General features: G+C 61.6%; 8 protein-coding genes and 1 pseudogene. 8 read left to right on the top strand and 1 reads right to left on the bottom strand.

Annotated features, from left to right (window positions below; genetic code table 11):
• Positions 1-320, bottom strand: a pseudogene (locus EDC30_RS03195) (hypothetical protein); the annotation flags it as partial.
• A gap of 165 nt (positions 321-485) precedes the next feature.
• Between EDC30_RS03195 and EDC30_RS19410 the strand changes: the two are divergent.
• The 8 genes from EDC30_RS19410 to EDC30_RS03235 all read left to right on the top strand — a co-directional run bounded on the left by EDC30_RS19410 (position 486) and on the right by EDC30_RS03235 (position 12,146).
• A complete protein-coding gene (locus EDC30_RS19410) occupies positions 486-728 on the top strand; it encodes a hypothetical protein (RefSeq protein WP_165973711.1) in 243 nt (80 codons plus the stop codon).
• 495 nt (positions 729-1,223) lie between these two features.
• Positions 1,224-2,897: a DUF2138 family protein gene (locus EDC30_RS03205; RefSeq protein ID WP_132257267.1), complete on the top strand. Its 1,674-nt coding sequence runs from the start codon at positions 1,224-1,226 to the stop codon at positions 2,895-2,897.
• Positions 2,894-3,547, top strand: a complete 654-nt coding sequence (locus EDC30_RS03210) for a DUF1175 family protein (RefSeq protein ID WP_424446895.1) — start codon at positions 2,894-2,896, stop codon at positions 3,545-3,547. The genes EDC30_RS03205 and EDC30_RS03210 overlap by 4 nt, the downstream gene beginning before the upstream one ends.
• Before the next feature lie 18 nt (positions 3,548-3,565).
• Complete coding sequence (locus EDC30_RS03215; RefSeq protein WP_165973712.1) at positions 3,566-8,200, top strand: alpha-2-macroglobulin family protein; 4,635 nt, start codon at positions 3,566-3,568, stop codon at positions 8,198-8,200.
• Positions 8,178-9,860 carry a DUF2300 domain-containing protein gene (locus EDC30_RS03220; protein WP_165973713.1) on the top strand — a complete coding sequence of 561 codons (1,683 nt, stop codon included), beginning with the start codon at positions 8,178-8,180 and terminating at the stop codon, positions 9,858-9,860. The genes EDC30_RS03215 and EDC30_RS03220 overlap by 23 nt, the downstream gene beginning before the upstream one ends.
• 2 nt (positions 9,861-9,862) lie before the next feature.
• Positions 9,863-10,630, top strand: coding sequence for a YfaP family protein (locus EDC30_RS03225; RefSeq protein ID WP_132257273.1), 768 nt, complete (start codon positions 9,863-9,865; stop codon positions 10,628-10,630).
• Positions 10,627-11,427 (top strand): YfaP family protein, encoded by an 801-nt coding sequence (locus tag EDC30_RS03230; protein WP_132257275.1) that lies wholly within the window; start codon positions 10,627-10,629, stop codon positions 11,425-11,427. Before EDC30_RS03225 ends, EDC30_RS03230 begins: the two co-directional genes overlap by 4 nt.
• A 350-nt stretch (positions 11,428-11,777) precedes the next feature.
• The gene (locus EDC30_RS03235; protein ID WP_132257277.1) at positions 11,778-12,146 is read left to right on the top strand and encodes a hypothetical protein; all 369 of its coding nucleotides are present in this window, start codon (positions 11,778-11,780) and stop codon (positions 12,144-12,146) included.
• The last annotated feature ends 22 nt before the right edge of the window (positions 12,147-12,168 follow it).

Genomic DNA, 12,168 nt, shown 5'->3' on the forward strand with positions numbered 1-12,168 from the left:
TCGGCATCATTGGCGTCATTCTTGCCAGCGCGGTTCTTGCGGTAGGGCGAGACGAAGGACGCCGCCATCATATTGACGGTGTGGCCGAGCTTGCTCAACTCTCGGGTCCAGTAGTGGCTGGAGGAGCAGGCTTCCAAGCCGATCAGGCAAGGCGGCAGATTGGCAAAGAAGGCCAGCACGTCTTCGCGCTTCATCTGCTTCTTCAAGACTGGCTGCTCGGTAGCGTTGACGCCATGGAGCTGTACATACTTCTTGGATGTATCCATTCCGACACGGGTGAGTGTTGCCATTCCATTATGTTGTGCGGTACGCTTGTTCATGACTTCCTCCCTCATTCAGATTGTTCTCGAACCTCAATCTTGGCACGTCGATGCCGTACCGAGTGGGGGAAGTCCCTTTTATTCGCTGAACCCGGACCTGCAACAAGGGCTTGCCGCTGCGCGGCAACGCGTTGGGTCCCGGTTAGCTCGGCGTTAGTTTTCACAATGGCAGAAGAAGAATTTGATCCGAATGCACGAGCTAGAGATCTAGCCGGGATACTGTTTGGCGTGGCTTGTTTGGCCTTTGTTTTGGCACTTGCTGCACTTTACTTTGACTTTGAGCGCTCCAGAACGGCCGGCGTACTAGGAGTATTCGGTATAGCCGTCACTTTAATCGTCGGCTTTGTCCAGAAACAGACGTTTGGTAACCACTATTCTTCCGAGGAGGAAGCGCATGAAACAACGTGACATGGGCTGGCAGATAGTTGCGTTCAGGTGGAAAGTGCGCCTGGCGCAAGTCATTTAACCAGGCGAATGAAGCTGCATCCAGTTTGAGCGTCACGATCAAAGGGCCAGTAGGCTGTGGCATTGCAGGTTGAACTTAAGTGATGTGAATGCGAGAAGATGGAGCCATTGTAGACCGGCGTGCCAGGGCACGCTCACGGCACACTATTGCGCTTGCGTTCTGCTTGGCTGCATCTAGGCCATACCAGTCAAGCCGGGCAATCAGGCTAAAACGGTACCGAGAGATTCGCCGCGTTGCGATAAGGACAGGGAGGCATCCAAACGGCTACCTTATTCGCGCAAAGTCTTGCCGATAAAAGCATAGGCAAGAAAGCGCCTCCGCGTCCCGTCAAGAAATTGGCAAAAATACCACAGCCAACACTTGGCTCTGACGGCATCGACTACAATAACTTTTCTTCAAGTAGCGATAACAACAAGAACTTTATCCAGGGAGTGGGCATGCGACGTGTCGTCATTGCCGGCAGTCTGCTGTTTGCCGCTATAACGGTAGCCGGTGGCTATTTGTACAGCACGGATTGGAAGCTCTTCCAATTTTCAGGGACGCGCCTGATGACGGACCTCGGCCAGCCCGATGCCTTGATTCGTACCACCAGTCTTGCCGCACTTCCTCGTGATCTTCTCAAAATTCCGGTGGCCCGGGATGTGCTGACCGAAGATCTCGCCTTTTACTACGAACAGAACGAAGACCGGCTTGGGCTTGAAGGCGCAATCAAGCGGATTGCATTCGAACATGAGCTGCAATGGACCGACCGGCTGCTACAGACCATTCTTGACGCGCCGGCTGATATCGCGCTTTGGCGAGACGGCAAGGGCGCCTTGCGACATTTCGCCTTCGTCATGGAACGCAATACGCTGGCTAAAGTTCTCCAGGAGCTTGGGACCATCGCGGCCAAGGATGGCCAGCTCAAACTAGCCGGCAAAATCGATGTCGGCATGGGGTCTGCCAACCTTTACGCGCTCGAACTCAATCCGCGCCGTACCCTGCTGATCAGCTCGCTCGGTAACAGGGTCGTGGTGTTGTCCGATCCCGGTCTGGTGCTCGACAAGGATAGTCGGGTCGTGTCGTCGGCAGAAAATGCCATTGCGCGCTGGCTGCAACAGCCGGATGCATTGGCCAGGCAGTTCGCGCTTGTCACGGCGCCGCAGGCAAGCGGCAAGCCGGCCAAGCCGCAGCATACGATCGTCGTCGGCGCGCCAGCCTTGGCGCTTGGCTACGCGGATTTTGTGCCGGCGTTCAAGGGCCTGCGCCTGGACTTTGGCGATGCGCCAGGCATGGCAGCTTTGATCGACGAGAAAGCAGCACGTCCAGGCGGCTTGGGCGACCGTGCGCTTTGGCTCGCCGCTCCGGCCAATCCAGGCGCCTGCCTGCTGCTGCCGCTGAATTGGGAAAAGGCCCGGAATATTCTGAGTCGCGCCAATAGTTCGCTCGAGCTTTCTGCCGACACGCTTGCCGCGCTGGATGGTCCTGCGCTGGCATGCTGGTATCGCGAATCCTCCCTGTATGCGCCGGTATTCATTGCGCGCATCGCCAAGAATGTCGAGAACCGCAATGCGGTCGTCGAATCGGTCGCGGCCTGGGCGCTGGCCGGCAAGCTGCAGGCCGAGGCGCCCAAGGCTGCGGTCCGAAAGGGCGGTACTGGCAAAGCTGGCGCGGCCGACGCGGGTTCGCGCGACCAGCCCGGGACCATGATGTGGCGGGCTGACGCAGCGCCGGCGGCCATGGCGGGGCAAGACAAGCGGCTGCATTTTGCCATGCCCACAGTGGGCGTGCATGATGATTACATCGTGTTTTCACCAGATGGCGCGTTAGTCAAACTGGTGCTCGACACCCTGCGCCACGCGCATCCGAGTGTGGCCGACCAGATGCCGGTGTCGAACCTGATGCTTGCGCAGTTCACGCCTCGGCGGCTGGCCGACATGGTCGAGCGGGAAGCCCTGGCGACGCTGCGGCAAGACGATTCCCCCGAGCTGCTGGCAATCGCGCAGTCGCAACTCCCTGCGCATACCCGTGCACTGGCGGCTTATCCTCCATATCGGCTCGAGCTGGTCCCGGGCAAGGCCTCGGCCGGTTGGCATCCGATTGCCTGGGAAGCGCAGAAGGAGCGCCAGTGAAGCGCCGCGAGCTGTTGCTCGGTGCCGCCGGCGGTCTGTTGTTGCCATGGGCCGGCACACATGCGAGCAGTGCAGAATTGCCTGCCCGGCTGGATGCCGCGCAATCCCGCATCTTTCGCGCCTGGATGACGCGCATTATTTCGATACAGCTGGCAGCCGGCCCTACGCCGCGCTGGCAGCAGCGCGACTGCGCGGGACTGGTGCGCTTTGCCGTCGGCGAGACGCTGCGCAGTCATGACGAGAAATGGAAGCGCGCCAATGGCTTGGCCGGACGTCCGGTGCCACCCGAGCTGAACCTCGATGCCGCGCAACAGGCGCTGCGCCACCAGTGGCGCCTGGCGGACGGTTCCTTGTCTGCCTATGCCGGGGCGCTCGAACTGGTCCAGGAAAATTCGCGCTACATCGCCAAGCAATGCAATGTCGCCGCGACCGGCGATCTGCTCTTTTATGACCAGGGCGACGCGCAGCATCTGATGGTGTGGATGGGTTCGTTCATCGCCTATCACACGGGCTCAGTCACGGCGACCGACAATGGCTTGCGTGCCGTGCGGCTGCAGGATTTGCTGCGCTGGCGCGACACGCGCTGGCATCCTTCGCAGGACAACCCGAATTTCGCCGGCGTTTACCGACTGGCATTTCTCACTGCCTAAATTAATAAAAAGATGGAAATGAAAATCTCTCGTTGTCTGGCTCGCCTCGCCATGCTGCTGGGATGGCTTTGCCTCTTTGTGCCGGCATATGCTCAGGATAGCGGTGCATTCTTCCTGCTCAGCGATGCCTCCTTCGGCACGCAGGATGTCGCCAAGGTACGGCTGGAAGCGCAGGACATGGGCGCGGTCAGCGAGTATGGCGGCGTGGACGTGTATGTTTATCGCGTCGCCAAGCCGCTGGACTTCCTGAAGGCGCAAAAGAACCTGCATCGCATCGATGTGGAAGGCAATTATCGCGGTCCGGGATTAGCGAACGCGCTGGCGCGCATCTGGGACAATTGGTGGAATGAATCGCGCTACGCCTGGCGCCGCCTTTTTTCCGCGCACGCCCGCAAAGCGGTCACGGACAATGTGGCTGCCGTGAAGACCCACCCGCTCTCAGCGCAACCGACGCCGCAAAGCCTCAATCCCCAGTACAAGCCGCTGAAATCCCACCAGCTGGTCGACAGCTTCCGTTATCCGATCCAAGCTGCCAAACCGATCCAGCCACCGGAAGGCGTCAAGCTGGCGGGCAGCAGCAGCGAGTTCATCGCGGCGCCTGCGGGCAACGTGATGATTCCGCTGGGACGCCTGGCGCCGGGGTTGTATGTCGTGGAAGCGATGGCCGGTGCGCAGCGTGCCGTGACGATGGTTTTCGTCTCCGATACGATCCTGGTGACCAAAGTGTCGGCTGCCCAGATGCTGACATGGACTGCCGAGCGGCGCGGCGGCAAGCCGGTCAAGGATGCACAAGTGCTGTGGACCGATGGCGTCGGCGTGCTGGCCAGCGGGACGTCTGATGCGCGTGGCGTCACAACTTTCCAGCGGTCCGCGCCGGAGAAAACCTATGTGTTCGGCGAAGACAGGCAGGGCGGCGTGTTCGTGGCGGAAAACTTTTACTACGATAGCGAAATCTACAATACCAAGATCTATGCGGTAACCGATCGGCCCCTGTACCGCCCAGGCGAAACCGTCTTCGTCAAGTTCATAGGGCGTGAATTCAAATCCGCGCGCGAGTCGGTGCCTTTGCCTGCCGGAGAATTGAAACTGCAGGTGTTCGACCCGAGCGGCTTCCCGGTCGCCGGCCAGACGGTCAAGGTCACTTCCGAGACCGGGGGCGATACCAGTTTCCCATTGCCTGACAATGCCGCCGCCGGCGGCTACGATCTGCGCTTTGAATTCAAGGGCGATACCTACGGCGCGGCATTCCGCGTCGCCGAATACCAGAAGCCGCATTTCGAGATCAACGTCTTGCCGGCCAAGCGCGATTTCAAAACCGGCGAGGCCGTCACCGGCCGACTGCAACTGGTCTACCCGGATGGCAAGCCAGTGCCGAATGCCCGCGCCGAGTTGTCGGTGCGCGCGCAGCAGTTGACGATGATCGAAGGAGATCTCGGCTATGCCGGGCAGTTTCCGGTCAAGCTAACAACGGCAGAGCTGACGACGGACGGCAAGGGGTTTGCCAGCTTCACTCTGCCGGCGGCCAGGGAACCCAGCCGGTATGTCCTTACCGTCCTGGCCACCGATGGCGCGGCATACCGCGTGCGGACAACCCGGGAGCTGCTGATCGAGCGTAGCGCCGATACCTACGTCGTCAAGGGCGAGCGCGCCTTCTCGGCGGCGGGCGAGGAAGTGCCGTTTTCCATCAAGCTGCAGCCTGCCTCGGGAACCAACGCTGCCGCCGCTGCCAACGCGGCCTCACCTGTCAGCTGGGAATGGACGCGCCTGGAAGATCGCAAGAAATCGACCGGCCCGCTCGCCAACGCGCAACGACTGGCGTTGCGCTTCGCCGAACCGGGCACGTATACGCTGTCCCTGCGCGACGGGTCCGGCAATATCGTTGGCGCTACTTCGCATTACGTCAGCGGAGCAGGGGTGCGCGCACCGCAGGGTTCGATTGACATGGTGTTCGACAAGGCGAGCTATCGTCCGGGTGAAACGGCGCGTGCCTTGATCACTTTCCCGCAACCGGTCGACGAAGCGCTGCTGACGCTGGAGCGCGACGCCGTGGAACAGTCTTCGCTGCTATCCGCGCCGCTGAACTGGGTGCGCAGCAAACGCGTGTCGCCGACACAGTGGCAGGCGGAATTGCCGGTCCAGGACAATTACGGCCCCAACATCACCTTGTCCGTCGTGTATGTCAAAGATGGCGAGTACGTGTTCCAGAACCTGGGCCTGCGCGTGGAGCAGCCTCGCATCGATGTGGCGGTGGTCGCCGACAAGAAGGTGTATGCGCCAGGCGACAAGGTCACTCTTGAATTGCAGGCTACGCTCAACGGCAAGCCTGTGTCAGGAACGCAGCTGACCGTCGGAGTGGTCGATGAAATGGTCTATGTATTGCAGCCGGAAATCGCGCCGAACATCTTTGATTTCTTCTATCATCCGCGCCGCAACAACGTGCGCACTTCCGCCAGCCTGAACTTCATTGCCTACGACCTGGCGCGCGCACCTGCCAAGCTGGCGCTGCCGGCACGCGGACAGGCGCGGGAGCGGGCGGTCAAGGTGCTCGAGCGTCCGCGCCGCGAAGACAAGGACACGGCCTTGTGGCAGCCGACATTGACGACGGATGCGGAGGGCAAGGTGAAGGTGTCGTTTACCATGCCGGATTCCCTGACGCGCTGGCGTGTCACTGCCCGGGCCGCCACCATGTCCGGATTGGTCGGGCAAAGCGCTTCGCATATCCGTTCCGACAAGGAGTTTTACGTCAAGTGGACAAGCCCTGATTGGATGCGTGCTCAGGATACGCCCAATGCAAGTGTGGCCGTGTTCAATCAGAGCGGGCGCGATGCGACCGTTGAGTTGACTGCGACCGGCGCGGGCGTCAAGCGGACCGAGCCGCTCAAGCTCAAGCCCGGCGCCAATTTCGTATCGCTGCCGCTGAATCCGAAAGCCAACGACCCGCAGCTCAGCCTGACCCTGGCCTCCAATGGGCGCACGGTGGATGCGCTGGCTGTCCCGTTGAAAGTGGTGCCCGTTCACTGGCAAGCCTCGCGCTCGCTCAGCATCCCGATCACGGCGATGGATTCGCCGATCAAGCTGCCGGCGGACGCGGCGAACGTGCGCCTGCAATTCGCCGACAATGCGACCTCGCATTTCCGCCGGATCATGGATGACCTGATCGACTATCCTTATGGATGCGTCGAGCAGACTGCCAGCCGGCTCATCCCCTACAGCCTCGCGCTGCAGTCGGCATTGCCGGGCGAAGAGAAGCTTATTGCCCAGCTTGCCCAGCGTTTGAACAGCCATCGGTTCCGCCTGGCCCAGATGGCAGGGCCGGTTGCGACATTCGGCTGGTGGAGCGCGCCGGAGACTGAAGGCGATGCCTTGCTCACGGCGTATGCGTATTACGCCGACTGGCATGCCAGTCGCGCCCTCAAGCTGGCATTGCCGCCGGGGCATTTCGACCGTCTGCTGGATGTATATCGGCGCACCGGGATGCCGCGCTCGCATTGGCACCGGGCGTTGATGCTGTACTGGATGCAGGAGATGGGCTTGCCGGTGCGCTCGCTCGCGGAAGCGCTTGCCGAGGAAGCCGCTGCGGCGCAGGAAAAGGCTGCGGGTGTCGCGATGCAAAAGGTGGCGATGTCGCCGACGTCGAGCAGGGTGCTGGGCCAGGAAGGCGGCGACCTGCAGGCAGCGATGAGCCTGCTGCTGTCTAGCTATGTCGTGCAGCAGACGCAAGGCACGCTCGCGTCCGGGGCACGCTCGCAACTCGAGGGCGCCGTGCAAAAGGTTCGCCAGGCCGGCATGCCACTGACAGATGCGCTGCTCATGATGACCGGCGACCGCTCGTCTGCGGATGCCGTCAAGGTGCTGGAAAGCGTGCGCAGCGACATGCCGACGCTGGACCGGTCGCTGGCGCTGTTGTGGACTTACCGGGCATTGGGTGGCGGCCGGGGTACGGGCGAGAACGTGCTCAAAAATGGCGCAGCCCGCACCCAGCCCCAGGCGCCATGGCAACCCGTCGATACCATAACCGGGCAGCGCGTATATCGCTGGCCATCCGGTCAACCGCTGCCATCCGTCATCAGCGTGGCAAGCGCGCCATCGACGGGCACGACGGCGATCGTGCAATTCGAAAGCCGGGAGCCGCAGGCGTCGACCCTGCCGGTGCAGCTCAAGCGCACGCTTTACCGTCTCGTTCCGGGCGCCAAGGTCGCCGCCGCGCCGCAGGGGGCAAGCGGCGCCAGACCTGCGGCCGACGTGTCCGGCTACACGCTCGAGCCTGTCGCCGCCGGCACGCCGCTCAAGACCGATGAAGTGTATCTCGACGAAATCGTGCTCAAGCGGAATACCGGCCCGGCCATGCGCTTTGGCATTGTCGAAGTGCCGCTGCCGCCGGGTGCTTCCGCCGACCGTACCACCTGGGGCATTGCAGTACGCTATCCGGGCGGCCAGGCGGCCGAAGCGCTGGAGCAGGCGCGCTACGAGCAGACGCCGCGTGGCTATGCCGTGCCGGTCGATACCCTGGAAGGCGAAGTCAGGGTCCGCCACCTAGTGCGCGCCGCGCAGACCGGCAGGTTCGTCATGCCGCCTGCCAGGTACTATGGCATGTACCAGCCGGACCAGAAGGCTTTCGAGGAAAACCCGCGTGCCTATCTCGAAGTGCGCTAGCGCCCTGGCCCTGTGGCTAGGCCTTGTCCTTACGGCACAGGCTGCCGAAGGCCCCACGGTGGCATGGTTGCGCGACGGCCAGGTACAGGCGCGCACTCTCGGCGCCGGCGACGCGCTCCATGCCGACCCGCAGGCGCAAGGCAAGGTTCCGCTAGGCAGCCTGTGGAAGCTGTTCATGTACGTCTATCTGGAAGAGACCCGGGCGACCGAGCCGGAATATGCCTGCTCCGCCCGAACCCCGGCGTCAAAGGATGAAGATGTATATTGCTGCACGCCGGGCGAGAGCATCGCGCGCTCGCAGGCCTTAAGCCGGTCATGCGCTCCCTATTTTTCTCCCGCGCGGGTGGGCGCAACGCCGCAAAAATGGGCCCGTTACTGGAACGCGCGGCAGTCGCCGGCGTGGTTGCGCGACATGCGGCAATTGCGCCCGGAGACCGAAGTCAGCATCGAAGAGCTGCTGACCGCCCTGAGCCGCGTGCCGGCAGAAGGTCGGGCACAGGCACGCCGGGCGCTGCTCGATATCGGCATCCATGGCTATGGCAAGCAAGCCTGGCCGTTGCTGGGAACCGGCTTGCGCTACAAGACTTTTTCCTGGCGTCGCGCCGGCGACGAAGCGTTCGGCGGCGCGGCGGGCTGGCTGGCCGACGGCACGCCGTTCTGGATCGGCGGCCGCGGTTCGAGCCGCACGGTATTGGCTACCTGGGCGCAGCAGCTGGCCGCAGCGCTGCCATCTCCCCGCTGGGCTGAGGCCACGACAGCATCCGGTGACGACAGCTGTGTCGATGTCGATTTCTTCGAGCGGTATCCGGTGCGGGCGGTATGGCAGGCGGGTAAGCATGTCAAGGCTGTACCGGGAGAATTGCGCGGGCGTTTTCGCATTGAATTTGAAAACGGCAACTGGCTCAGCGTCGCGTCGCGCGGCGAGCTGTTACTGGCGCGTCATGGCGATACCTTGCGCGTTCATGGGCGCTTCTCCATGAATGACTATGTGGCGCGCGTGGTGGACCGCGAAGGCGATGCCATGAAATTGCATGCCGGCCGTGCGCTTGCCATCGCGGCGCGCACCTATCTCGTGCAAAACGCCCGCTTCGATGCGGGCTGCTGGCATATCGCCGACTGGAGCCGCACCCAGCGCGTGAGCGCCAATCCGCCCAGCGATGCCGCGCTTGCCGCCGCCTGGTTTTCCGACGCCATGCTGCTGCGCGGCGCCCCGATCGGCTACCATGCCACGCAGGCCGGCAAGAACCGCCTGTCGTGGCAGAAGGCGGTAGAGCAGGACCGCAACGGATGGGATTTCGAACGCATCCTCATGCACGCTTATCCGCAAGCGGTGCTGGCTTCGCTCAGCGGACGCGAAGAGTGTCGCCGGCTTGATGCCGCTGAAGCGTGGCTCGCGCGCGCTGTTGCTTCATGGCGCCGTGTGCTAGAACGCGAAGCGGGGTTCGAGACGCCGGAGCTGTTGCCCCGGATCTGTGCGCTGGCGGATGGATACCCGTACGCTGACCAGCGGCGCTTGCGCATCTACGTGCGCGGCTGGCAGAACCTGAATGAGCGGATGACGCTGGCGCATGAATACCTGCACCTGGCTTTCCGGTTCCATCCCCATGGCGCCGATGAACAATACATTGAACGGCTGGCGCGCCGATTGATCGAGGGGTAAACATGCAAGGCATTCTTCCGATATGGATGATCCTGGGTGGTTTGGGGCTGGCGGCCGGTAGCGCGTTCGCGCAGCCGGAAATCGATACGCCGCGCGGCGGGTGGCGCCATAGCCAGGACCAGGCAGCCGGATTCAGGCAGCGGGTCAATTATCCTGCCTCCTCCGTCAACGCCCAGGACCACCCTGACGCGGCGCTGATCAAAGGTCGCATCGCCGCGACAGGCAAGGGCAAGCCAGCCAAACTGGTCGTCAATGGCGCGGCCATGCCCTTGGCAACCGATGAGGCAGGCAATTTTTCTCGCCCCTATGCATTTGGCAGCGGCTCCAACAGCATCGAGGTGAGGGACGCCGATGGCAAAACGCGCAAGCGGGTGCAATTCTATGACTCATATGCGGCGCGTTCGCAGGCGAAGTTGCGGGTGGTGCTGTCCTGGGATAGCGATGGCACCGATATCGACTTGCATGTGGTTTCGCCCGATGGCCAGCACGTTTTCTACGGCAATCGGGTGAGCGCCAACGGCGGCGCGCTGGATGTGGATGTCACAACTGGATACGGTCCGGAAATCTATGCCAATCCGACTCCTCCCAAGGGCGTCTACCATGTCTACGTCAATTATTTCGGTGCCGGATCAGACCATGGCGATCTGACGACCACACAGGTGGCGGTCATCACGAATGAAGGCACGCCCTCGGAAAAACAGCAGATCATGCAAGTCCCGTTGCGCAAGCCGGGCGAGCTTACTCTCGTCAAGTCATTCAGTTATCCATGAACATCCTGCCAAAACTCGCACCAAACATCGCGCTCCTTGCGGCAATCCTTTTTTTCTCTGCTTCGGCGCACGCTACCGAACTGACTTCCCCGCGCGGCGGATGGAATTATTCCGGCCTGACCGACAAGTCGGGCGAGTCGCGCGTGGCCTATCCCACGCCGCCGATCAATCGCGGCGCCCAGAAGCATCGCCGCATGATCGAGGGGCATATTCGCGAGGCCGGTAACCAGCGCGGTGCCAAGCTGGTAGTCAACGGCAATCCGATGGCGCTCGATACCGGCGCGGATGGCCGTTTCCAGCGGTATTACGCGTTCGGCGGCGGCTCCAACAGCGTCGAAGTCAGGTCCGCAAGCGGTAAGGAAAGCAAGCGGGTGCAATTCTATGAAGCCAACCCGGGCCAGCAATCGCCGCAACTGCGCATCGTGTGTTCATGGGATGCGCCGGAGGCCGAGATCGATCTGCATATCGTCACGCCGGATGGGCAGCATGCCTTTTTCGCGCAGCCCGTGCTCGATGGCGGCGGGGGATTGGATGTCGATAGCGTCGATGGTCCAGGGCCTGAAATGTTCACCACCATCGCCCCGCGCCATGGCGCCTACCATGTCTATGTGAATTACTGGGGCAGTTATGGACCGGGCGGCTACAACTTCGATGACTCGGTGCGGCAAAAGCCCATTGTGACTGCGCGCATCACCCTCGTGTATTACGAAAATACGGCAAAAGAAAAACGCGAAAGTTTCGTGATCCCCTTGCGCAGGATAGGCGAGCTCACGCTCGTGAAATCATTTATGTTCTGACATCGCCAGGCTTGCCAATCGAATATGTCGAATTCATATCGACGCTTCAAATTGATTTTCTTGCATGATTTGGCGTGTCAAAAAAATGCTGCATATTGATTGTTGGAATCATCCGCTTGCTGTACAGTTTCTCGAAGCTGACGATGACATACCGTTTGCAGTTTCCCGGTGATTGCAATATCTGCATCGCTTATTTGCTGCTCTAAGCTGCGCCGCTGCTAGTGGCGTCGCGAAATTGGCGGCAATGGCAATGACGTCAGCAACTGGCAGTAGACCTGAAAGCCAGGTCGACACTGCGCCGACATACTGATCTCGCCCTTATCGAGGGCGCTATATCGCAAGGAGCTGACATGCCCTGGGAAGCACTGCTATCACGATTTGTAATGAGTTTCGCGGCAATCGGTATCGCCTCGTTTTTTTACGTCCGGCTGCTGTCATGGGCCTGGGGTCATTTGCAGGGCAACGCCAAAGCCTCCTTTACCCTGCTGGCTTATCTGCTGATGGGCGTGACAATCGGCGGAGCCTTCGTCAATATCCTGTTGGCCGAAGCCGACGCATCGGCGCGGCATGGCATGGCGTATCTGGGCACGGTCGCCTTCCTGTGGATCTGTTCGGTTGCGCCGACCTTCCTCTATATTAGCGCGCAATCACCAAGGCTGCGTCCCATCACACCTCTCGCCGCGCAGGACGACTATGGCGTCGCGACCAAGCATGGCTGACCGCTGACAGGCGCACGTCGCC

The sequence above is a fragment of the Paucimonas lemoignei genome (assembly GCF_004342585.1).
In the GTDB taxonomy this organism is placed as follows: Bacteria; Pseudomonadota; Gammaproteobacteria; order Burkholderiales; family Burkholderiaceae_D; genus Paucimonas; species Paucimonas lemoignei.

Bases quoted from the DNA above. Each gene is read 5' to 3' on its own strand.
- EDC30_RS19410 (WP_165973711.1), top strand. From the start codon at position 486: ATGGCAGAAGAAGAATTTGATCCGAATGCACGAGCTAGAGATCTAGCC.
- EDC30_RS03205 (WP_132257267.1), top strand. From the start codon at position 1,224: ATGCGACGTGTCGTCATTGCCGGCAGTCTGCTGTTTGCCGCTATAACG.
- EDC30_RS03215 (WP_165973712.1), top strand. From the start codon at position 3,566: ATGAAAATCTCTCGTTGTCTGGCTCGCCTCGCCATGCTGCTGGGATGG.
- EDC30_RS03225 (WP_132257273.1), top strand. From the start codon at position 9,863: ATGCAAGGCATTCTTCCGATATGGATGATCCTGGGTGGTTTGGGGCTG.
- EDC30_RS03230 (WP_132257275.1), top strand. From the start codon at position 10,627: ATGAACATCCTGCCAAAACTCGCACCAAACATCGCGCTCCTTGCGGCA.
- EDC30_RS03235 (WP_132257277.1), top strand. From the start codon at position 11,778: ATGCCCTGGGAAGCACTGCTATCACGATTTGTAATGAGTTTCGCGGCA.